The 24,834-nt window shown below is 35.9% G+C and carries 15 protein-coding genes; 4 read left to right on the top strand and 11 right to left on the bottom strand.

The features are described 5' to 3' along the window. Positions 1-37 precede the first annotated feature (37 nt). Complete coding sequence (locus QF044_RS03465; RefSeq protein ID WP_307263685.1) at positions 38-691, bottom strand: CoA transferase subunit B; 654 nt, start codon at positions 689-691, stop codon at positions 38-40. Positions 692-958: 267 nt separating this feature from the next. On the opposite strand from QF044_RS03465, the gene QF044_RS03460 reads away from it, so the two are divergent. After that, positions 959-2,761, top strand: coding sequence for an ABC transporter ATP-binding protein (locus QF044_RS03460; RefSeq protein ID WP_307263682.1), 1,803 nt, complete (start codon positions 959-961; stop codon positions 2,759-2,761). 68 nt (positions 2,762-2,829) lie between these two features. Here the strand turns inward: QF044_RS03460 and QF044_RS03455 are convergent, their stop codons facing one another. Beyond that, positions 2,830-3,531: a CoA transferase subunit A gene (locus QF044_RS03455; protein WP_307263680.1), complete on the bottom strand. Its 702-nt coding sequence runs from the start codon at positions 3,529-3,531 to the stop codon at positions 2,830-2,832. A gap of 548 nt (positions 3,532-4,079) precedes the next feature. Here QF044_RS03455 and QF044_RS03450 point away from each other — a divergent pair. Beyond that, on the top strand, positions 4,080-5,603 hold the full coding sequence (locus QF044_RS03450) for a membrane-binding protein (protein ID WP_307263678.1): 1,524 nt from the start codon (positions 4,080-4,082) through the stop codon (positions 5,601-5,603). A 71-nt stretch (positions 5,604-5,674) separates the two neighbouring features. Here the strand turns inward: QF044_RS03450 and QF044_RS03445 are convergent, their stop codons facing one another. Next, positions 5,675-8,413 (bottom strand): fibronectin type III domain-containing protein, encoded by a 2,739-nt coding sequence (locus QF044_RS03445; protein ID WP_307263676.1) that lies wholly within the window; start codon positions 8,411-8,413, stop codon positions 5,675-5,677. Between the two features lie 292 nt (positions 8,414-8,705). Between QF044_RS03445 and rplS the strand changes: the two genes are divergently transcribed. Further along, positions 8,706-9,062: a 50S ribosomal protein L19 gene (gene rplS, locus QF044_RS03440; RefSeq protein WP_034704964.1), complete on the top strand. Its 357-nt coding sequence runs from the start codon at positions 8,706-8,708 to the stop codon at positions 9,060-9,062. A 102-nt stretch (positions 9,063-9,164) separates the two neighbouring features. Here rplS and QF044_RS03435 read toward each other — a convergent pair whose 3' ends face one another. From QF044_RS03435 to QF044_RS03405, 7 genes are all read right to left on the bottom strand, one after another. Beyond that, the gene (locus tag QF044_RS03435) at positions 9,165-10,157 is read right to left on the bottom strand and encodes an alpha/beta fold hydrolase (RefSeq protein WP_307263674.1); all 993 of its coding nucleotides are present in this window, start codon (positions 10,155-10,157) and stop codon (positions 9,165-9,167) included. Positions 10,158-10,245: 88 nt separating this feature from the next. Continuing rightward, entirely contained in the window at positions 10,246-11,226 is a 981-nt protein-coding gene (locus tag QF044_RS03430) for a DMT family transporter (protein WP_307263673.1), read from the bottom strand. Positions 11,227-11,356: 130 nt separating this feature from the next. Next, a complete protein-coding gene (locus QF044_RS03425) occupies positions 11,357-13,960 on the bottom strand; it encodes a T9SS-dependent M36 family metallopeptidase (RefSeq protein WP_307263671.1) in 2,604 nt (867 codons plus the stop codon). Positions 13,961-14,231: 271 nt separating this feature from the next. Continuing rightward, the gene (locus QF044_RS03420; RefSeq protein WP_307263667.1) at positions 14,232-15,659 is read right to left on the bottom strand and encodes a T9SS type A sorting domain-containing protein; all 1,428 of its coding nucleotides are present in this window, start codon (positions 15,657-15,659) and stop codon (positions 14,232-14,234) included. Between the two features lie 208 nt (positions 15,660-15,867). Further along, positions 15,868-17,664, bottom strand: a complete 1,797-nt coding sequence (gene rpsA, locus QF044_RS03415; protein ID WP_307263664.1) for a 30S ribosomal protein S1 — start codon at positions 17,662-17,664, stop codon at positions 15,868-15,870. 161 nt (positions 17,665-17,825) lie between these two features. Then, entirely contained in the window at positions 17,826-20,378 is a 2,553-nt protein-coding gene (locus QF044_RS03410; protein ID WP_307263661.1) for a DEAD/DEAH box helicase family protein, read from the bottom strand. 2 nt (positions 20,379-20,380) lie between these two features. Beyond that, positions 20,381-22,270, bottom strand: coding sequence for a site-specific DNA-methyltransferase (locus QF044_RS03405; protein ID WP_307263658.1), 1,890 nt, complete (start codon positions 22,268-22,270; stop codon positions 20,381-20,383). Positions 22,271-22,376: 106 nt separating this feature from the next. Here QF044_RS03405 and QF044_RS03400 point away from each other — a divergent pair, with 106 nt between their 5' ends. Continuing rightward, on the top strand, positions 22,377-23,684 hold the full coding sequence (locus QF044_RS03400; protein WP_307263655.1) for a DEAD/DEAH box helicase: 1,308 nt from the start codon (positions 22,377-22,379) through the stop codon (positions 23,682-23,684). Between the two features lie 82 nt (positions 23,685-23,766). Here QF044_RS03400 and QF044_RS03395 read toward each other — a convergent pair whose 3' ends face one another. After that, complete coding sequence (locus QF044_RS03395) at positions 23,767-24,660, bottom strand: SMP-30/gluconolactonase/LRE family protein (protein WP_307263653.1); 894 nt, start codon at positions 24,658-24,660, stop codon at positions 23,767-23,769. Positions 24,661-24,834 lie beyond the last annotated feature (174 nt).

Here is a 24,834-nt window from a genome sequence, read left to right as displayed (position 1 = left end):
ATAAAAAAACCTTGTCGTTGACAAGGTTTTGTTTTATCTAAAATTGCATTTCAGGAATCTCACCTTCAATGATTAGATCTGCTTCTGTAGATTTTACGATGTGCTCGACTGAAACCCCTGGAGCTCTTTCAACCAGTTTGAATCCGGCTGGAGTTACATCCAATACTGCCAGTTCGGTTACTACTCTTTTCACGCAGTTAACACCCGTAAGCGGAAGGCTGCATTTTTTCAGGATCTTGCTTTCCCCAGCTTTATTCACGTGCATCATGGCAACGATAATATTCTCAGCAGAAGCCACAAGGTCCATTGCACCTCCCATTCCTTTTACCATTTTTCCAGGAATTTTCCAGTTGGCAATGTCTCCGTTTTCTGAAACTTCCATGGCTCCCAGGATGGTAAGATCTACTTTCTGACCGCGAATCATTCCGAAACTGAAAGCAGAATCGAAGAATGAACCCCCTTCCAAAATAGTAATGGTCTGTTTTCCGGCATTGATGATATCAGCATCTTCCTCTCCTTCAAAAGGAAAAGGTCCCATCCCTAAAACTCCGTTTTCACTCTGGAATTCTACGGAAATACCATCGGGAACATAGTTAGCGACCAATGTAGGGATACCTATTCCCAGGTTTACATAATAACGATCTTTCAGTTCTTTTGAAATTCTTTTGGCAATTTGTTCTTTTGTAAGCATAGTAAAAACTTAGACTGCAATTTAATTCTTTTCACTTGAATACAAAAGGGCTTTGCTGAAAGAAGGAAGTTACTGAGCGGAAAGCGTCACTAATTGACCATATTATCAAAATATTCTTATTAAAGTTTAAAGCCTTTACAAGGATATGTAGCATTTCAACCTTCTATTCCGGCATTCAGGCTTATCATATTATTTTTCTTAACCATCAATGAGGTTAATACTGTAAGTCAAAATAATATCTCTAATTTTACAGCATTATTTACTAAAATGAAAATACTTTTAAAATATCTTAGGCCTTATCAATGGCTGATTGCTCTTTCTTTGCTTTTAGCAACCATTAATCAGGTTTTTTCTTTATTTGCTCCAGCCATTACAGGTAATATCCTGGATAGATTGGTGACGCATCCTAATTTTTTTGATAAGGAAAAGCTTTTACCCAGAAACCTGAACCAATATTTATACGGTGAAGGAATTTATCATGGTGTATTTTATTTTTTGGGATTACTGATCGGAACTGCAATGATAAGCAGAATTGCTAAGGCTTTCCAGGATTATGCTGTAAGTGTGATCACTCAAAAGTTTGGTGCAAAAATATTTACTGATGGTTTACAGCATTCTATGGCACTGCCTTTTCAGGAATTTGAGGATCAGAGAAGTGGTGAAACTTTGTCTATTTTAACGAAAGTAAGGGAGGATTCTGTAAAATTTATTACCAGCTTTATTAATATTTTCTTCGGAATTTTAGTGAGTATTATTTTCGTTTCGGTATATGCAATCCGCCTTCACTGGTCGATTATGCCGGTATATATCTGCGGGATTTTCCTGATTGCCTTTATTACTAATTTACTGAGCAAAAGGATTAAAAGTATTCAGAAGAATATTGTTTCTGAAACTACCGCTTTAGCCGGAAGTACAACAGAAAGTTTGAGAAATATAGAAATTGTTAAAAGTTTAGGATTAACGAATCAGGAAGTGATCCGCTTAAATAATAATACCTACAAGATTCTTGGACTTGAGCTGAGAAAGGTAAAAAGCATCCGTTCTTTAAGTTTTATCCAGGGAACGATGGTGAATTTTCTTCAGCAGATGATTACAATGACCCTGTTGCTTTTAATTTTTAAAAATATTGTAACTCCGGGTCAATATCTCTCGCTGATGTTTTATGGTTTCTTTATTTTCGGGCCGATGCAGGAAATCGGGAATATTATTATTTCTTACCGTGAGGCTGAGGCTTCTCTTCAGAATTTTGATAACTTAATGAAGAAGGAGGTGGAAGAAAAACCTCTTCATCCAAAACAGATCGGTGCTATTGAAGAGCTGGAATTTAAACATGTTTCTTTTAAACATCAGTCTGCCCAGTATAAAGCTTTAAATAATATATCATTTGATGTTAAAAATGGGGAAACCATCGCTTTTGTGGGACCCAGTGGTTCAGGAAAAAGCACATTGGTAAAACTGTTGGTAGGACTTTACAGGCCTCAGGAAGGAAATATTTTTTACAATGGGATCAACGGAAAAGAGTTTGATTTTGATGAACTGAGAAATCAGATTGGTTTTGTCACCCAGGACACTCAGCTTTTTGCAGGAACCATCAAGGAAAATCTTCTTTTTGTAAATCCCCAGGCTACCGAATCTGATCTTCAGATTGCTCTGCAGAAATCAAGCTGTACCACATTGCTGGAAAGAGCTGAAAAGGGTATTGAAACAGTTATCGGTGAAGGTGGACTGAAGCTGAGTGGGGGAGAAAAACAAAGAATTGCCATTGCAAGAGCACTTTTAAGAAAACCTCATCTCTTGATTTTTGATGAAGCGACTTCTGCTCTTGACAGTATAACAGAAGAGGAAATAACATCTACCATTAAAAATATCTCGAAAGAAAAGGAACAGATTACGGTTCTTATTGCACACCGTTTGAGTACGATTATGCATGCAGACCGAATTTATGTACTTGAACGGGGACAAGTCATAGAAATGGGGTCGCATAATAATCTGATTGCAGAGAAAGGACTGTACTATGCGATGTGGAGACAACAGATCGGGGAAAGAAAAATGCCTGTTTCTGAAGCATAAAACAAACAAAGCGCTGAAATCTATTCAGCGCTTTGTTTTTATTGTGAAAAACTGTCTTTCCAAAAAAATTATTCTTTTGTTCTGACCGTTCTCTGTTCAATTCTTTTTTCAAAATGTTCACCCTGAAAGATTCTCTGGATCATAATTCCGGGAATATGAATCTGGTTGGGATCGAGCTCTCCCGGTGCTACCAATTCTTCTACTTCAGCAATAGTAATTTTTGCTGCCCCTGCCATAGGATGATTAAAGTTCCTGGCAGATCCTTTGAAAATCAGGTTTCCTGCATGATCACCTTTCCAGGCTTTCACGATAGAATAATCTGCTTCGTATGCATGTTCTAAAATGTGAGGCTTTCCGTGGAAATCTTTCACTTCCTTGCCTTCTGCTATTTCTGTTCCGTAACCTGCTGGTGTATAAAAAGCAGGAATTCCAGCCTGTGCTGCCCTGCATTTTTCTGCAAGCGTCCCCTGTGGAGTAAGCTCAACGTCTAATTCTCCGGAGAGCATCTGTCTTTCAAATTCAGCATTTTCCCCTACATAGGAAGAGATCATTTTCTTAATCTGTCTTTTATGAAGCAATAATCCCAATCCGAAATCATCAACCCCTGCATTGTTGGAGATACACGTTAAGTCTTTTACATCGCTTTCTACCAAGGCATTAATGGAGTTTTCAGGGATCCCGCAAAGACCAAATCCACCCAGCATTAAAGTCATTCCATCCTGAATACCTTCTATGGCTTCCTTTGCATTTTTTACTCTTTTATCTATCATGAAATATTAGATTTTTCTGTCCGCTAAATTTAATAAATTTTCTCATATTTATGGTACTTAGGAATTTATTTGAATTTTATGATGATTTTTCACTTATTCAGCAATTCCTGTTCACGGTATAATTCAAAGATCGGAACTCACCCGAGGGACAGCTACATGGCTGACCTACTTCTTTTCCTCTCACAGATATTGTTTATCATGCTGTTGGGAATGTTTTCTCTTTACGGATATAAAGTTTTCGGAATTGATAGGTTTATAAAAAGGTAGAAATGCATTTTATTCAAGATAAATTCCTTGATTCACTATTTTCTCGCAGTCTTAAAATATTAATCTCTACCAATGTTTTTCCGTGATTTTACGGGGTGAATTTTTATTTATTTCTCAGCAAATTGATTTATATTTGATACCACAAAAATGTTTATAAAATTAATTATTAATTGCCATTAGCGTTAAATAAATTCATACTTTATATTTTATTGATATTCACAGGCTTCCGTATAAACAAAACTCTACACTTAATTCAAATTATTTAAAACTATAATAAAAACATGAAAAGATTATTTACTTACGCAGTTCTTGCATTGGTACTAAGCATCAGTATTTGTGCTCAGGAAAAAATCTATTTTGATGAAAACTGGGAAAAAACGACTCAGGATAAAATGGAATTTTACCGGGAAACGGAAACTAAGGGTAAACTTACTCTAATAAAGGATTTCTATAAAAATGGTCAACTTCAGATGGAAGGTTTAGTCTCTGATGCTACACCCGGGAGTGAGGTTTATGATGGCAAGGTAACCTGGTACAGCCCAGAAGGTAAAGTGGTAAGTACAGGAACTTTTTCATGCGGAAAGCAGATAGGCCCATCCCAGACTTTTGATGATAAAGGAAGACCTTTGGAAGATCTTGTGTATAAGGCAGATGGTACTTTTAAGGGAAAAATGTACACTTATAAAGATCCGGAAGTTTCATCTCTGTATAACAGCATTACTGTTTATGAAAGCTCCGACTCTTTCAAAACCATAGTTTATGATGAGGATATCAAAGGAATCCGTTACGAAATAAATGCCGACAGTAAAGGTAAATACGAGACAAAATATTACGGTGAAAAAGGTAAATATATTGGAACGAATAATGCAGGAAGCTCTGACGGTAATGTTCTGGTAGAATATTATTATAATCCGATGAGGGTATCTAAAATTGAAAAGCAAAAGGGTGACGGAACGATAACGGAAAGCATCATTTACTCAAAAAACGGAAAGATCCTTCAGGAAGATAAGAAAAACAAAAAAGACGGCTATAAAACAACGTATGACGAAACAGGCCAGAAAATAGGGAATCTTATCTATGTTTATGATAAAGAATCCAATTATTACAAACCTCAGGATGGGGAGGATTATCAGTTTAATTATGATTTTTCCAGTTTTACCGCCATTGATGTTTATAAAAACGGTTCTACCATCCTGAATAAATATTTTGACGAAAATGGAAAGTTGTCTTCTGAAAGAGTACTAAAGGATAATATGACACAGGAGATCAAATATTATTTTCCGGACGGAAGGGTGAAAGGGACTTTAACCTACAAAGATGATATGCCTTACAATGGCACTTTATATGAAGAACCCAGCGAAAAGCTTTATAAAGATGGTATTCTGGTAGTTTCAAAATCATTCATGGAAGATGGAAAGGTGAAATATGAGAAAAAACTGAATGCGAAACAGACAGGATATGATTCTACTGTTTATGATGAAAAAGGGAATATTACTTACACCTATACCCAGCCTTTAGACGAAACAGAAGGTTTCACATCGCAGATTATACAGTATACGAAAGGCAAACCTGCTAATAAAGCAGTTGTAAAAGACGGAATACTTCAGAGCGGAAAAATTAAATATAAAACAGATTCCGGTTTAAAGGAACTGGAACGAAGCGGAAAATGGATCCTTTTAAAAGTATATAGTCCTGAAGGAAAGCTTATCCAGGATTCTAAAATCCTTGCAGAGGTTGAAGATCAGGATGTTTACAGTATTATGAGCACAACTATTCAGGAAGATGATCTTCTGTATGATTTTTAAAATATTTTCTAAATTTTAATGAAAATCGGCCATTTATAATGGCCGATTTTTTATTATTTATGTACTGTTATTTACTGTATCACAAGTTTTAAAGTAAACAGCTTTCTTGTGTGAACTTTCACGAAATAAACTCCTTTCGGAAGGTTTTCGTTAACCAGGGAAAAACGCTGGTTGTTGATGTTTTTGGATTCATACAACAACTGTCCGGTTGCAGATACCAGTTCAATTTTCTCGATGGGGTAATCACTTTTGATAAATGTAGGCTCACCGGGTTTCGTTGGATTCGGGTATAAAACTACATTTTTCTCGGTACTTTTTGTTTCTTCAGTTCCCAGAGTTCCGGAGGTCACTTGAAACTGTTTTCTGTTTGAAACTTCCGTATAAGAATCATTGGTGAACATCACCATATAATAATTACCCGGCGTTGTAGGCAGTGCTGTTCCCTGGATTGTTTTTGTTCCCTGGGTAACCCCATCGAAATAGGTATAAGAAACAAAGTTATCATCAGGAGTCTGAACACTCTGAGGATAGATTCCCAGCCAGTCTTTGATAATTCCCGGAGAATCCGTCCATGAAGCGGTAATATTCTCACCTAGTGTATAAACCGGTTTATTGATCCATAAATCGGTCACTATATCCCCTACTTTAAAAAATACTTTATCCCCTATTCCCGTATAGCCGTCTTCAAGAAGATATTGAGCATAATAATATCCTTTCGGGAGACCTGTAAAATTCAGCGTTCCTGACGGTGTCGTTACATAGCTCCATTTGATAGAATTATTAGTTCCCGGCGTCTGTCCCATTTTATAAATTCCTATCCAGTCTTTTACCAGATTGGGTCCGTTGCTATAATTAATGACAACCGTTCCACCCACCGGATAAGTATCTGCGGTCGTTTGCAGCTGAACTTTAGGCCCTACATAAAAGTTTTTTCTCCCTGTGATTTCTGTGTAACCTCCGTTCGCAAAGAAACCTGCAAAATATTGCCCTTTATTAGCTAAACCACTTGTAAAAACAGCGGTTCCTGCCGTCTGCCCATTGGTATAAAGGAAACTCTGAGAAGTAGTTGTAGCAGGGGTCTGTCCTTTTTTATAGATTCCTACCCAGTCCTGCTGGTTTCCTGGTCCTCCTGTATAAGTGGCCGTAATAGGTTCAGCCTGCGTATATTCAGTTTTATCTAATGCAAATGTAGGATTGGACACCACACTTCCGGTTACTACAAACTGTTTTACCTCACTCCAGTCACTCCATTCCAGATTTCTGTCTCTGTAACGAACTTTTACGTAATACGTTCCGTTGGAAATAGAATTGGCAGGGATTGTTGCTTTTGTAATATCAAGTCCGGCATTTAAGTTTTTCGTTTTGTCCGGCGTCCCATTGCCTTCTTTTCCAAACCAGTTTTCATAATCACGGTAAAATTCTTTTTCAATAACTGAAAAATTGGCTGCCTTACTGATCTGGAATTGGGTTGTATTCAAAAGTTCTCCATTAGTTGATGCAAAAGCACTTCCATCAAGAGTCAAAGGTAAAGTAACTGAAGTTGAGAAAGTATTGGTAATAGAAGGTTTTGAAGGTTTCGGCTGATTTTTATACCGGTGAAAAGTATCTACCAATTCATTGTACTTCCTATTATACACTCCTCCAATGGAGTAACATTCTATATCTACTTTTCCGGTCTGTACGTCTACTTCTACGATCTGGTATGTCCAGTCTGTAAGCGTTTTTTGTACATCATCAAAATCCTGCTCATTGGACATTCCCCAATACTGGTCCCATGCCGTTCCTCCGGAAATGATCTGGTAATTCGGGGTTTCTTTCAGCTGGCCTCTGTGGTATAAGTGATGGTGAGCTCCAACATGCATTAGATATTTACTGGAAGTCGTCAGCAACGGTACTGCATTGTTTCTTACCCAGGTAGAAATATCACCTACATACTGCTCTGCCTGATAGGGTCTGTGACTCAAAGAGATGATCCAGTCAACTGTTGGATCATTATTAGCTTCATTTAAAATCTGTGAAAGCCAGGTTTGCTGTTCAGTTCCCGTATGTTCAGAACTTAAGCTTACAAACAGAACATTTCCGGCTTGTTGGGCATAATAATTTTCATTTCCGGAAGCTATATTTTTATATTTAATTTCATCAATATAGAAATGGGCATAATAAGAATTCATGCCAAGAGTTCCGTACGTTTCATGGTTTCCTACGGTAGTCTGAATAGGAAGATAAGGTGATAATTGAATGTTCTTTTTAAAATGTACATTTTCATAATGATCCAGTGTTCCCACGTCAACCTGATCTCCTACCATAAAAGTAAGGGCAATATTATCTGAGGGATCAGAACTTGCTCCAAATTTCTGTTTTAATTTTTTGAATGCATTCAGAGTAAGGGTATCATACCTTGGTTCTGCCTTGATCTGGTTGTCTCCCATAATGAGGAAACGTATTTTTCCATCTGTAGTGGCGGGCTGTCCCGGCAGAGGAAGTGTTCTGAAATTATAAACCGCCGATTCGCTGGTTCCTGTCTTTATCTTATAATAGTATTTCGTATTTGGCTGCAGACCTGCTACTTTTGCCGTATGATAATAATAGTTGTTATTATAACCTGTATCAGAAAAAATATTTGTGGTTCCGGTAACCGTCACATTCAGACTGGTTGGAGACGTTCCGTAGATCACAGTTGTTTCGTTGTTGGATGATGTTTTCCAATTGACAATCATCGAATTGGGGGTCGGATTCTGCAGGTAAGGAAAAAGAGCCTGCCCGAATGCCATCTGGACGGCAAAACAGAAAAAGAAGAGATAATGTTTCATAGTGGTTTACTTTTTTTATAGTTTTATTTCATTTTGTAAATCAATCCGTTAAGAAAATAATTACTTAATTTTTTAATTTCGGGCAAAAGTAGAAATCCTATATAAACTGTACCTGATGGGAACTTGAAAGAACCGTTAACTTTCAGGCAGTTTGGGAGTAAAAAAATTATAGTTTTTAGTACATTAATTATTTGGTGGAATTAAAAACTATTTTGTATCTTTGCGACCTGTTATTCAACCTCTGACGAAGAACGTGTAAGTTGCTTAGCTTTAACATTTTATTTTATTAAAAATGGATTTATTAAAGTACGTACAAGATCAGTACATTACTAAAAAAGATTTCCCTGAATTCAAAGCAGGAGACACAATTACTGTGTATTACGAAATTAAAGAAGGACAAAAAACAAGAACTCAGTTCTTCAAAGGTACCGTTATTCAATTGAGAGGTACTGGAGCTACAAAAACTTTTACCATCAGAAAAATGAGTGGTGATGTAGGTGTAGAAAGAGTATTCCCTATCAATATGCCTGCACTTCAGAAAATTGAAGTTGACAGAAGAGGTAGAGTTAGAAGATCTAGAATCTATTACTTCAGAGACCTTAGAGGTAAGAAAGCTAGAATCAAAGACGCTGCTTACAAGAAAAAGTAATTCAGACAACAATACATACAAAAAGAGACTGTTCATATTTGAGCAGTCTCTTTTTATTATGCCTCATACTGTATGATTCACTAGCTATGAAACATTCAGGTTCTATTTTATAAAATCATACAGGGCAGTGAAAAATTTTGGATACACTTCTATGTGAGGAAGATGTCCTACATTTTCCAGTTCAACTAATTTGGATCCCGCAATTTCATGCTGCGCTTTTTTACCCAGTTCCTGATACTGTCCCATTTTAGGCTGGAGTTCCTTTGGAGCTCTGTCTTTTCCAATTGCCGTTCTGTCTCTCGTTCCTATAATAAGCAGTGTGGGAGTTTTAATGTTTTTAAATTCATAACAGACCGGCTGGTTATAGATCATATCAGAAGTCAGAGCAGCATCCCAGGCTACCTGCGGATAATCTTTATGCAGTGTCCATCCGACAATAAGATCCAGCCAGGGCTGATATTCATTTTTCCATTTATTATCGTAATAGAATTTCAACTGATAGTTTTTATAGGTTTCTGCCGTATTTTTAAGTTCCGACTGGTATGCCTGATCTACGGTCTGATAAGCAGCAAATGTTTTATAATCTTCAAGTCCAATCGGATTTTCGAGAATGAGCTTCTGCACTTTCTCAGGATAAAGAAGGGTAAATCGTGTTGCGACCATTCCTCCCATGGAATGCCCCAGAACTATTGTTTTATCTATATGAAGCTGATCTAATATAGCTTTGGTATTTTCGGCGAGTTGTGAAAATGAAAACTGGTAGCTTTTCGGTTTAGAAGATTTTCCAAATCCTATCTGATCGGGAATAATCACTCTGAATCCTTTACCCGAAAGATCTTTTGCTGTTTTCTCCCAATAAGCCCCATTAAAATTTTTTCCATGGAGAAGCATTATTGTTTTTCCGTTTGGCTTTTGGGGCTGTACATCCATATACGCCATTTTGAGATCATTGTTCTGAGACTTAAGATCTAAGTAATGAACTTCATATGGATATTGATATTCAGATAGCATTGCATCCAGAGGTTTTATCTGTGAAAATAATAACACCGGTACTGATAGGATTATTACTGATGCTGTCTTTACAAAATATTTCATTTTAAACTTTGTTTTAAATATTAAAATTAAAAAAACCGCTCCAAAAGGAACGGTTTCTAACTTATATTTTTAATTTAATTATCAATTTTTAAGACAATTCCACTGCACTAACTTCTGTTTTTGAAGGCAGATTCATGAGAACAATAGCAAAAAGGATCAGGATAATTCCTACCCACTGTAATAATATCACTTTTTCATCCAATAAAACAAAAGCCATAGTCACTGAAACAGGAAGTTCTAGCGAGGAAACAATACTTCCCAATCCAAGTCCCGCATTCGGGAAACCGATATTGAACAAGATAGGCGGAATAATGGTTCCAAACAAAGCTAAAACAAATCCGTACGTCCAGAATATTGAATAATTGAAGGAGTGAATATGCTGTGTATTTTCAGTAAAATTTAAATAAAATGATTTTAAACCATCAAAATACATCGGTCCGATCTGAGCAAAAAACAGGAATGCAAATATGACAATTGCTCCACCACAAAGCATGATGATACTTTTTCTGAATACAGGCAGATGCGTTGCCAGTGTATTGGATGTAAACATGGTCATGGTATAGGAAGCTGCAGCCATTAAACCCCAGAATATCCCGTGCCAGTCAAGTTCTATATCCATATTGATAAGGTTTGTAGCCAATATGGTTCCTACCAGTACAATGATCACAGAAACTACTTTTCTCGCATTCGGCAATTTCTTTGCTATGATACTTTCCACAACAACACTGAACCACACCGACTGCATCAACAGCACAATGGCTATGGAGACGTTGATATACTGAACTGCTATGTAGTAGAACAGACTGGTACAGCCTAATGATGTTCCTGCAAGCATCAGCATTCTTACTTCTTTGGCACTCGGTGAGGATAGCTTCTGCTTTGATGTGATGGTTTGGATAAAGTTAAGGAGCAGAAGTCCGATAAGCCCCATCAAAAACTGGGATGTGGTAACTTCTGAAGTGGTATAACCATCTATATAAGCTTTTTTGACAAATGTAGCCAGCATTCCGTATATACTAGCCCCAATTCCTACGAATAAAACTCCTTTGAGTATATTTTTCTTCTTCATAATTTTTTAACAGCCGGCAAAGTTACAATATATTAATTGAAATAACCTGAGACGTTAATATGATAGATAAATAAAATCGCCGCAAGCAGAGCTTGCGGCGATTTTCAAAAAAAATAAATATTTTAAGTGATTATTTCTTAACGATTACCTTTGATGAAGATTCAAAGCCTAGGCCTTTTACTTTCACCATATAGGTTCCGTTTACTAAATTATTTGTAGAAACAGCTTTCTTAGCCTCAGGAGAAATCTTATCCTCTGAAGAAACCAGCTTTCCTGACATATCATAAATCTCAAGGCTTACTTTACCCATCATACTGCCAGGGAAGTTGATGTAGAACTCATCCTTAGCAGGGTTTGGATAGATAGATATTTTATTTTTGACAGCCTTAACCTCGTCTGTAGATAATGCAGAACATCCTTCCGGAAGGGTAAGGCTTTCAGTCTGATCATTGATATTGGTCATAGATCCTGCTGTAGCCCCTGCTCCTAAACCTCTTTTTGCAAAAACTCTCCAGATCATACATTTATCTACTCCGCCTGTTGTTGCCAATTCAGCCTGCAGTATTGCATTTCTTCCGTCAATAAAAGTTGGGTTGCATGGCTGAAGCTTCAAAGCGTCTGTTACCAGCTGAAGCACTCTGGCGCTTCCACTATTGGCATTTGCAGTTACATCAGATGCATATCCGTATTTTTCAACATATTTCCAGTGTAGATCCCAAAGCATGGTTGCCCAGATAAAGCCGATAGAATGTGCATCTGCTACCAATTGAGTACCATCACTAAATTCCATTCCGTTAGTATCTCCATAAGTAAAATCATTAATAGCAAAATCAGGAGAATATTTAGCTGGCCTGATACCTCCGCCTGTAGTTGCTTGGCCGATAGGATATGTTCCCATACCTCTGGCTACTGAGGCATTGTCACCAGGTTTATTTGTTAACATCAAAGCAAAGAAATCTGACCACCCTTCACCCATCTGCTCTTTATCATTATATTTATTTAAACAGTTAGATCCCGTTCCTGTCAGTCTATTTGAAATACCGTGGCCATATTCATGGGTAACGATTCCATTATCAAAACTTCCGTCATATTTTGTATCTGCTCTCAAGCCAACAGTTACTGTAGTAGCTGCAGCTAGTTTGGTTTTGATAAACTCTCCTTCAGCATTGGTAATCAATATTGAAGGTATTATGATGGTAGGGTCATCACCTCCCATATTACCTAAAGTGGAACCGTTTGCTGTATTGTTATAAATAATAGCCCCGATTGCTCCTGCATTCTGTGCATTTTTTACTTTCACAGCAAAACCACAATTTGCACCACCTCCTCTTTCTATAAGTCCAATTTTACCTGTCATTTCACCGGCAGGTAATGCTGTACATCCGTCAATAATGCTTGCCAGCTTTACATCTCCGGTTATTCCAACATCATTTAAAGTAGCCCCGAACTGTGCCACTCCTGCATTAACAACTCTTGCAACAGCATCGGAAGGGGCACTGTAGAACAGTTTACGGTTTGAACCCAGCCATAAATACATTTGCATCACAGGGTTATAACTATCCTGATAAGGAGCAAAATTGGCATTATTGAACCCTCCGCCATCTTGTGACTGTGCAAAAACCTCATCATCGTCTAAACCGCCATTACCAAAATTATTACTTTGGAAGTTTCTTGCAGATTCGGTAAATCCGAATTTATAAAAAATATCGTGTACCATATTACTTATATAAAATAAGTTAGTTGTAGCTGCCGATAGATTTGAAGAGGTTAAAGCTGTTGGATTATATGGGAAATTGAAGTTTCTGGACGTCCCTCCATCTGGAGAAGTTCCAAAAGTAAGTTCATCATCATCTTTATCATCGTAAGCATATACATTATTTCCTCTTGTAGTAGTATAATGTGTAGTTACATTAGAATGCCATCCTTCGGGTGAGGAAGCAAGAATCCAGGGATTGGTTACCACTGCTCTGGAACCAAATGTAGGAGATTCTACCGGTAATGGAAAAACATTATATGAAGCATTATCCGGCGCCAAAGTGATAAGATTATTGCTGCTGGAACGGTATGCATTTTCTACTTGTGGAAAGGATGCCATCGTATTCTCATCATGAGCATATGCCTCACCATGGAAATTACATGAAAGATTTAGATTAATCTTATCTAGGATTTTCCCTGTATTAGCATCTACCAAAATATTCCAGTGATTTGTTGTTTTAGGTTCATGTAGTAGATATTCATAAGCTAGTCTCAGATTTTGATTCTGATCTATAGTATATACCAACCGCTGTTTTGCAGCAATGAGTTTATTAGTCCCTTTTTCAAAGAATGCCATAATCGGTAGAGCTGCAACCTTTGCAGAACCCAGATGGGCAGCTATTGCCTGTAATGCAGTTTCCTTGGTTATACCAGCAGTACTTGAAGTAGACAGGGTATAATCCTTTAGAAAGTTGTCTGAATAATAGACAATTTTATTATCCTTAACCAGCACTGTTCCTGCAGAGTTATAAACAGGAATACCATTATACATCTGTTGAAACTTGACTACATCTCCATTCATTGATTTTGAAGAATCAACATTCTCTATAACAAAATTAGTAAGATCATTTTTCTTATATTCTCTTATCTTGTTTTGAGAAATATAATCCTTAATCAGTTTTCCGTTATCTTGAGAAAACAATGAAGAAGGAAAAACTGCGAATGCAGCAAATAAAAGAGGTAGAGTTATCTTTTTCATTTTTACTATTAAAGGCGCTAATATACAAATAATTCACATCCAAAATTCCCATTAAATAAATTATTATAAAAAATAAACCGTTACATAAAATTAAATCCCATCATTTATAATTTATCAGATCGATAATAAGCAGGAATAGATATTCTGTTCAAAGAATAATTAATCAATTTCTTATCTTGTTAACCATTCCGATTAAATTCATTCATGCAAAATTCCAAAACAAAAAGCTGCCTTTTCAGACAGCCTTGCTTGTTATTTCTTTGCGTACTTATTATTTCTTGATAATTTTACCTGTAAAAATTTCGTTTTTATCTGAGGTCACTTTTACAATATATATTCCTTGTCGCTGAGTTTTTAGATCAGCATCAAAGATTTTCCCTTTTATCGTTTTGATAAATAATGTATTGCCGTTAAGGTCCAATATCTCCAACTTTCCAGATCCAATTTCTTTGTCCAATATAGCTTTAAATGCCCCATCTGTAGGATTAGGAGTAAGCTTAAGCGCGCCTTGCGATACTTCTGAGGCATTTCTTGTACAAAAACCGCTCAGATCCAGATCATAGGGAAAGAAAGGGTAATTATTCCAGCTTATAGCTTCCGTAGATCCTCCACCCGGTATACTATGCTGTATTGTCATTATAAATTTATATTTACTCGTCGACCCTGGAGGAATATTAATGTCTGAAGGATAAAAATGATAGTTAATATGATTGCCGGCAACAGACGCCGTTGTAGAAATTCCATAATCAATTCCTGTACTGATATCTCTGACAACTAATTTATTATTCAACAATGTAGATCCCGGAGGGAGAGTGAACTCGCCTTGAATATTAAAATCAAGTGGCATACTGCAGGCAGAAAATTCATAGAAAAATTTAAGAGTTCCTCCATATGACATTGGTCCGCTACAAATATTATTAACCAGCTCATTAAATTGAGGCATCTCTGAAACTGAATCAAAAATAAAAGAGTAATTCCTGGGATAATAAAGTCTTGGTAATATACCGTAATCAGGATCATTCGTATTATTCTCCACTACTCCAGTATAAGATCCTCCTACACTTGTAATAGAAGCTCCCGCAGCCGTAGATGAGCCATTGGGACTCATATGGATCATGGCAATTTTAGCTTGTCTATCGATTTTAAAATCTGTAACATTTTTAAAAGCCCCCGGATCATTCAATCCTGTGTCATAATAATTTACCAGGTAGGAGCCTGTAGAAAGATCACCGCTATTTCTGGCGCCATCTGTAATAACTACAACGACAAATTTGGAACTTCCATTTTTATGTAAAGAAGTCTGTGGACTTACAATTTCCGGGTTATAACTACCGTCTAGTGCATTTCCTATTAATCCTAAAGCCTCATGCAGATGCTGGCCATAATTAAGCCTTCTCGTAACATAGGGGTCTGGAAATGTAGAATTAGTAAAATCACTTTCAATATATATTCTAGGAATAAGCCCCAAGCTTGGCCCGCTATTAAAACCTGCACCATAATGAACCACAGCATATCTGTTCTTTGAATTACAAGCCATAAGACGTTCAATTAATTTAACAGCGGTAAGTTTCATTTCCTTAAAACGGCTATCACTGATGGTAGATCCGTTATCAATACAGATAACATAATCCGTCTGCCCTTTCATGGAACTCAATGACATAAGCAATACGGAGAAGAAAAATAAAAATGTTTTTTTCATAAGTTAATATTTAGATTTGATGAATTAAAAATAATATTAATCTTATTCATAATTGAATATTTTTAATCATTAACCTTTCATTAACCTTAATTGATTCTAAAAATCAATAAAAAAAACATTTAATTCCATCAAATAATTATTTCTTAATGATTAAAAACAAAAAAGCCGCTCAAATGAGCGGCTTCATATGATCAAATGGAGTTGAAGATTATTTACCTTCTTCCATTTTTCTTTTCAATTCTGCTAATGCATCGATATCTCCAAGAGTTGATCTTTCTTCGTTGTTTGAAGAAGATGTATTATTAGATCTGTTGTTAGAAGATTCTCTTACGTTTTTCTTCTCTTCGTCTCTAAAGATACCAGTATGAGATACTACTACTCTTTTGAACTCTTTGTTGAATTCGATTACTTTGAACTGAGCATCTTCACCTTTCTTGATTTTAGATCCATCTTCTTTCTCTAATAATCTTGATGGGCAGAAAGCTTCTACTTCTACGTCTTCAAACTGTACAGAAGCTCCTTTATCGTGAACCTCTACAGCTTTACCAGCGTGGATCGTACCTTCAGCATATTTAGTTTCGAATTTATCCCAAGGATTTTCCTGAAGTTGCTTGTGACCTAGAGATAATCTTCTAGCCTGGATGTCAAGTTCTAGAACAACAACATCTAATTTATCACCAACTGCACAGAATTCAGATGGGTGCTTGATTTTCTTAGTCCAAGAAAGGTCAGAGATGTAGATCAATCCGTCAATCCCTTCTTCTAACTCTACGAATACACCGAAGTTAGTGAAGTTTCTTACAGTTCCTACATGCTTAGATCCTAATGGATACTTAGTTTCGATATTTTCCCATGGATCTTTAGACAATTGCTTGATACCAAGAGAGATTTTTCTGTCTTCTCTATCTAAAGTTAATACTTCAGCTTCAACTTCATCACCTACTTTCACGAAATCACCTGCAGATCTTAAGTGAGTAGACCAAGACATTTCAGAAACGTGGATTAATCCTTCTACACCTGGAGCAATCTCTACGAATGCACCATAGTCAGCAAGAACTACTACTTTTCCTTTTACTTTATCACCAACTTTCATGTCAGCAGAAAGAGCATCCCAAGGATGAGCTTCTAATTGCTTCATACCTAACTGGATTCTTGTCTTCTCGTCATCAAAATCAAGGATAACCACTTTCACAGTTTGTCCGTCTTCCAGGATTTCAGATGGGTGGTTCACTCTAGACCAAGAAAGGTCTGTAATGTGGATCAATCCATCTACACCTCCTAAGTCAATGAATACACCGTAAGAAGTAATATTCTTAACAGTACCTTCAAGAACCTGACCTTTTTCAAGCTGAGCGATGATTTCTTTTTTCTGACCTTCGATATCTGCTTCGATCAATGCTTTGTGAGATACTACTACGTTTTTGAACTCAGGGTTGATTTTCACAACTTTGAACTCCATAGTTTTACCTACGAACTGATCGTAATCTTTAATTGGCTTAACATCAATTTGAGAACCCGGTAAGAATGCTTCGATTCCGTGAACGTCAACGATCATACCTCCTTTAGTTCTAGACTTAACAAAACCGTTAACGATTTCTCCAGTTTCGTGAAGCTCGTTTACTCTATCCCAAGCTTTAAGCGTTCTAGCTTTTCTGTGAGATAACTGTAATTGTCCAGTTTTGTCTTCTCTTCTGTCTACCATTACTTCAACATCATCACCTACTTTAAGGCCTGGGTTGTAACGGAATTCGTTAAGAGAAATAACACCTTCTGATTTAAAGTCGATGTCTACGATAGCTTCTTTATCAGTTAATCTTACAACTTTACCAGTGATAACGTCGTTATCATTTAAACTGCTTAAAGATCCGTTGTAGATTTCTTCTAAATCGCTCTTTTCTTTTCTTGCGTCTGCATCAAGACCTGATTCGAAAGAATCCCAATCAAATTGTTCCGGTGCTACGTTTTGGTTTAATAAAACCTCTGCTGAATTTGTCTCTTTTGACATTTTCTAATAAAATTTGTATTCCTTCTTTTTTAATGGTCTGAACAAATGTGGATCTAAAAAATACGGAAGTAATTAGTTTATAATAATTTACTCTTCAAACCTTTCACACAAAAAGTGGGTGCAAAGATATGAATTTTATTTTAAATTCAAGTGCGTGATTTTTAAATTTCGAAGGTACTTTCTAAAGCTCTTTTAAATTCATTTTCATTTCCATAATTATAGAATGGCACGGCTGTAATCTTGTAGGTATCTGTATAGATTTTAATAGATTTTTTTTCATTCCCGATTACTTTCAGAAAATCCTCTTTCCATTTGTCGTAGCCTATCAAATGAGTTCCTTTAGGTTCTATAAATACCTGAAACGTTAATTGCTCTTCCCTTTTTTGATTACAAAATAAAATAAAATCGGGTTCAAAAGCACGACCATATTTATCAAAGATTTTAATCTCTCTTTCATTTCGGATCAGATGAATATTTTCAAATTTCTGGCTGAACCCTTCAAAACGTCTGGAAAACAATTCTACAAATTTCTTTTCTTCAATGGTTCCGTAATTGGCATTGTATGCATACCAGGATTCATTTGAAACTAATTCTTCCTGCCCTTTTGCTCTTTCATTACCTTTAGCCACCCTGATTTCCTTATCCCTGAAAACCTGATGAATAGGTTGTGGATAATATTCTGAGCCTTCATATTCTGTAGAATTATTTTTAATATCTGCTTCCAGGTTTTGTAAAAGACCATTCAACGCCTGAAGATAATCAAAGTGTGAAAGTTCCTGAAGACGGTTATAACTTCCTGTGAATGTAATTTCCAAATCACCTAAATATTCTTTATCTTCAATAAAAACTGAAAGTGACGAAATGTTGGGAAAATAATGGGAAAGATTATCAAAATAATAAAACGGATTCTGGCCCAGGGCATGTCTGATAATATGTTTCGGGATATTCTTAAGTTCAACATCTCTAGTCTTTATAACCTCATCAAAAGAAACCGGATTTTCTAATTCAAAAAATACGCTGGAAACTCTTCCACCACCCGAAGAAAGCTGATGCCGGTAATTGGTTTTGTTAATATTGAAGTCAGTGAAAGAATTTACCTTATTAAAGTTTTTCGGTAATTTTTTATTGGAGAAAACATATCCTTTTTTATATAAGTCTGATTTTTTGAATATTGGTTTCAGTTTTAACTGTTTGGTTTCAAGATTCGCTTCATCTTCATAAATTCCTGTTTCTACCAAAGCTTTTTTCAGTTCCGAAATATAACGGCTGTCTTCTTTGGTGTGATAATATAGTTCTTCCAGTATTTTTAAATCATTTGAAATATCATCATCATATTTCCGAATAAATTTATCCTCTCCAACTTCCAGTGCAAAAGGATAATATCTTGCTCCACGACCGATCAGCTGTGCTTCCGAAAGTGTTGTTTTACCTGGATTTCCGTCTTTTCCGTCACGGTCTTCATATAATCTTACAATATCAAACAAATTGAGGACATCCCATCCTTCATTCAGCTTCTGAACAGCAAATACCGCACGAATCGGATTATTTTCATCTTCCAGCGTATTGAGTAAAATTTGATTTTTCTCTGCTTCAGAATCATTATTGGCACTCAGGCAGTTTTCTTCCCGGAAATTCGTTTGAATTCGTTTTACCATGTCATTCAATGAAATATTTTTGGCCTCAAAAAACTGAAAAGCCTTTTGAACAATGGGAACAGTAGACGTTTTTTTGATTTTTCCCAGCATTGTTTCTGAAAACTCTTCAATGAGCTGATGGAAATTTTCTTTATTCTGCTCAGATTCTTTGATCGTCTTTTTTGCTTTGAAAAGAATCACGGGTTTTAAATTGATATTATTAATCGTTGCCAGTTCCTGGCGGTACAAATTAAGAATCAAAGCCTGAATAACACGTTCTTTCTCGTCATACAAAGAACGGACAAGATTGATTTCTTTAGAAAACTTATCTGTCCTGAAGTGCGAAAGGTCATATTTATAAATAACTTTGTCCTTATATTTATTGATAATTTCCCGGCTTTCATAATCCAGAGTTGCCGTAAATTCCAAAAGGATATTGTCAAAACTCTGGTGAAGGATTTTCAAAACTGTTTCTTCCCAGCTTCCGAAGAGATTTCCGTTCTTGGTACCACTGCTTAAATGATGTGCTTCATCGGCAATCATCACTATTCTTTTATCTGTAAAATCTTCGTAGGTAACACTGTTTTCTTTGGTATTGTTTAAATCAGTGTGCAGCTGCTGAATGGTTGTAAATTTGATATTGATATTCTCATCATCGGCTTCATCAAAGTTATCAACCTGTTTCAGTAAAATTTCTTTCCCATTGATGACAATTTTATTGCTAAACAAATATTTAGATGTTTGAGGATTAAGAAAGTTGTCTTTGGTTTTCTGGATGATATTATTACTGTTGACAAAAAACAGGAAATTCCGGTATCCTTTTTCATACAAATAAAGCAGCAAACCTGCCATGACCAAAGTTTTCCCACTCCCTGTTGCCATATTATACAGCAGATGAAGCGGTTTATGCGGTTTGCCAGCAAAATTTTCTGAGTGGCAAAGAATAAAACGCTGAAATGCTTCCTGCTGATAAGGTCTTTGGCTGAATTTCAAATTATCCGAAATTTGTGTTGGAACCGGAACCTGAGAAATGGCTCTTTTTCCAAATTCCTGTAAAAGGGTATCGTATAGAAATGCCATTGTTAATTTTTAAGTTGGTAAAAATCTTTAGTTAGTTTCTTTTCTTCCGGCGTACACTCAAAATTTTCGTCATTAAGTGAAGACAGATTCACATACAGCTGATTTTTATTGAGCAGTTCGCAGAGATGCTGTTTTTGTTCATTCAGATGTAAAGCTTTAAAATCTTCCAAGTGTTCTTCTTGCTTTTTGATATCAATGTTGTAATTCAGAAAGGATTTGGTTTTCATTTCTTCCCAGATTTGCAGAAGACTTTCAGAATTTTCAGCTTCTTCAATTTTCTCGATGAAAGTTTGGTTGTATTTTTTGAGTTCGAGGTAAATGAATGAGCCGCCGCCTTGCCAGTTGACGGATTTGGAAATGCCGCCTTGTTCACCATCGATTACTTTTTTTAAACGCTCAATAGGTACGGTTTCTATATAATCCATTTGCTCAATCCCGATATATTGTCTATTCATTTTATGGGCTGTTGTTGCAGTTGTTCCGCTTCCGAGATGATAATCTAAAACAATATCATTTTCTAAAGTAGAAATTTCTATAATTTTTTCAATTAATTGCTCTGGTTTAGGATAGTCAAATACTTTTTTGTTAAATAAGTTCTGAAGAGTTTTAGCTCCTTGACCAGAAAAAGATTCTTCAATCCACGAATTAAAAACCACTTGTTTTGTTCCATCTCTTTCATATATTTTTTCATACAACTCCTTTCTGCCTTCTTTTTCAACAAATATCACTTCATTATTTTCAATTGCTTTTTTAAGTTTAACCTCACTCCATCTCCAACAACCATCTGTTCCATCTGGAAGAACAGGAAAAATAATTTCATCTCTAAAATTTATACCATAATATAAATTAGGTCTATCAATTCTTCTGCTATTACTTCCCCATTTTCTAATTAATTGAACTTTATACTTTCCTTTTTCATCTTGTAAGGAATATTTAGAATTATCTTCAATTGTAACTTTAAAAAGTTCCAATCTTGAAATATTCTTTGAAAAAGAAACAATTGTTTCATGAATTTGTGCTATAAACTTACTATCCTGTCTTCCTCCTCTTCCTTTCCAAACTATATTGCTGATAAAATTATCTCTGACAAAAATTTCATCCATTAAAATTTTAAGATAAGCCTGCTCATTATCATCACATTGAACAAAAATAACCCCATCATCACTTAACAAATCTTTTGCAGCATTTAATCTATTCCTCATAAAAGTCAACCAAGTCGAATGATTAAAACTATCATTATATTTAAATCCATCATTTCCAGTATTATAAGGCGGATCGATATAAATCAGTTTCACTTTTCCAGCAAATTCTTTCTTTAAGGAATGCAATGCGAGAAGATTATTTCCTTTAATAATCAAATTATCGGTAATGGTTCCGTTTTCGTTGCGATTGAATTGGTCAAAACTCTTTTCACCAGCCTGATCAAACTTTTTGGCATTTGTCAGAACTTTTGGATCAAGTAATTGAGTTATTTCATCCTGCGCCAAAGTTTCATTAAAGAAGATTTCTTCTCTTTTATCCTCTTCACGGCTTTGTCCGCCCTCCAAAATACAATCTTTGAACGGCCAGACCAAAGCCACTTCATTCCGTTGTTTCAGATATTTGCCATCAACTGACAAACCAACTTTATTCTTAAATTGAGTATAGCTGTCGTTGAGATAATTTTTCTGTTCAAGAAAATGTATAAAAAGATTTTGATTGAATATCAAGACATCTTTTATATTGATAAAAAATTTCTCTTTCAAATCTGAATCATCCAATAACAATCCAATGAGTTCTTCATCAAAATTCTGTGCTTTATTCAGTACCACCCATTTTTTAACTTCATCATTATCGGAGACGTAATTGGGTTCTTTTTTAAGCTGTGATTCTAAGGTTTGGTATAGTTTCATAGTGATTAATTTATGAGTTCAAATTTATCACCATGTGACATCAGTATATTACGGCTTTCCATAATTCGAATAAATAAAAATGAACAAAATCAATTATCTTTGCAACATGCAATTAGAACCCCTTTACGAAAAACTGCAGATTCAGGATATGAATCAGATGCAGAAATCTACCTATAAAACTACGGAAAACAATACTGATGTTGTTTTGCTCTCTCCTACCGGTTCAGGGAAAACACTGGCTTTTTTATTTCCGGTTCTTAGAAATCTGAAAAAAGAAGCTTCAGGAATTCAGGCATTGATTTTAGTTCCTGCAAGAGAATTGGCACTCCAGATTGAGCAGGTTTTCAAATCGATGGGAACCGATTTTAAAGTTTCTGTCTGCTATGGTGGGCATGATAAAAAAATTGAGGTCAATAATTTAATTGAAGCTCCGGCGGTTCTTATTGGAACGCCCGGAAGAGTGGTTTATCATTTAAGAAATAATAATTTCGATCCTAAAACAATTAAGACATTGGTTCTGGATGAATTTGACAAAGCTTTGGAACTGGGTTTTCATGAAGACATGGAATATATTTCCGGTTCATTAAGCGGTCTTTCCCAGAGGATTCTGACTTCTGCAACAGCCATGGATGAAATTCCGAAGTTTACAGGCTTAAAAAACGAAAAGATCATTGATTTTCTAAAATTAAGTGAGGTAAAGCCGGATATTCAGCTCAGAAAAGTAATGACCATTTCTGAAGAAAAGCTGGACACCCTGTTTCATTTAATCTGTAAAATAGGAAATAAGAGAACATTGATCTTTTGCAACCACCGGGAAGCGGTAGACCGTATTTCTGAGCTTTTAAAAGAAAAAGGAATCGATAGGGAAACATTCCATGGCGGGATGGAACAGGATGAAAGAGAACGTGCTTTGCTGAAATTCAGAAATGATTCAGCGAGGATTTTGATTACTACTGATCTGGCTTCACGAGGTCTGGATGTGCCTGAGGTGGAATCCATTGTTCATTACCAGCTTCCTCCAAAAGAAGATGCATTTATTCACAGAAACGGCCGTACTGCGAGAATGAATGCTAAAGGTTTTGCCTATCTGATTATGACGGAAGACGAAAATTTTCCGTTCATTAAAAAAGATACTCCCGAGGAAAATGTGAGTGGCTTTACTAAAGTACCGGCAAAAACTCCTTTCCAGACGATCTATATCAGTGCAGGAAAAAAAGATAAGGTCAATAAAGTGGATATTGTAGGCTATTTACTTAAAAAAGGTGATCTTCAAAAGGAAGAACTTGGCTTGATAGAAGTAAAAGATACGACTTCTTATGTTGCCGTTGCAAGAAACAGAGTGAATGATGTTTTAAAAAGATTGAGCCACGAAAAACTGAAAGGCAAAAAGGTAAAAATGGAGGTTGCTTATTAAGAATAGTAACTTTAAAGATAAAATATAAGCCCTGATCGGGCTTATATTTTATTTTATAATCATTGCAAATCTGCAAATAGTATTATTTTGTTCCTCTTACTCTGGTTGGCAAAATATAAACCGATTTCGAAGCTGTAATAAATAAAACATCATTATTCTCCCCCCCAAAAGTGACATTGGAAGTCCATTCTTCAGGAATTGGAATATGATATATTTTCTTTCCTTTCCGGTTGAAAACATGCACACCTTTGCCGGTTAAATAAAGGTTTCCATGTTTATCCAGCGTCATTCCGTCTGAGCCCATTTCACAGAACAGTCTTTTTTCGGACAGCTTTCCTTCACTCAGAATATCATAAACATAGGTTTTTCCTGCATCAATATCTGAAATATAAAGTTCTTTAAATTTTTCGCTTCCCACTATTCCGTTCGGTTGGGTAAAGGTTTCAAGCTTAATGATCTTTCCTTCTTTTGTTCTGTAATAAAGACTTTTGTGTGGAATTTCCTGTTTAAAGTCTACCCAGTAATCTCTTTCATACAAAGGATCTGTAAAATACATTCCCCCGGATGAATCATTCCAGACATCATTGGGACCATTCAGTCTTTTTCCTTCAAAACCTTTCAGGATGACTTCTACTTTCTTATCTTTTGAAATTTTCCAGATCTCTCCCTGATCGTCGGAACAGGTGATCAGGTTTCCGTCTTTATCAAAATGGGTCCCATTGGCCCGCCCTGTTTTTTCTAAAAACTCTATTACCTTATTCGTTTTCCAGTCCCAGTAGTAGATCTTATCATTAGGCTGGTCGGTGAAATAAACATTCCCCTGCTTATCCGAAGACGGTCCCTCTGTAAAACTGAACTGATCCGAAACCTTTTCCGGTTGTACATCTTCATAAAACATTTTGCTGTAATTTACTGATTGGCAGTTTACCAATGCTAAAACCAAACCAACCAGAGATATTTTAGAGATATTTTTCATTCCTCATTTTTTTAGTGAACGCAAGTTACAATATCAATTAAAAGATTCAAACATATATTCTCTTTTTGATACAATAAAAATTAAAACACAATATGTCTTAATTGTACTATTATGGAAGTAGATCATATTAGTTCTAAAAAAGTTTATTGCAGACCTTTGCAAAGGTAAGATCAG

The sequence above is a fragment of the Chryseobacterium sp. W4I1 genome (assembly GCF_030816115.1).
Lineage (GTDB): Bacteria > Bacteroidota > Bacteroidia > Flavobacteriales > Weeksellaceae > Chryseobacterium.
The sequence above is the reverse complement of the archived record's forward strand: the minus strand, read 5'-3'. Positions and strand labels throughout refer to the sequence as shown.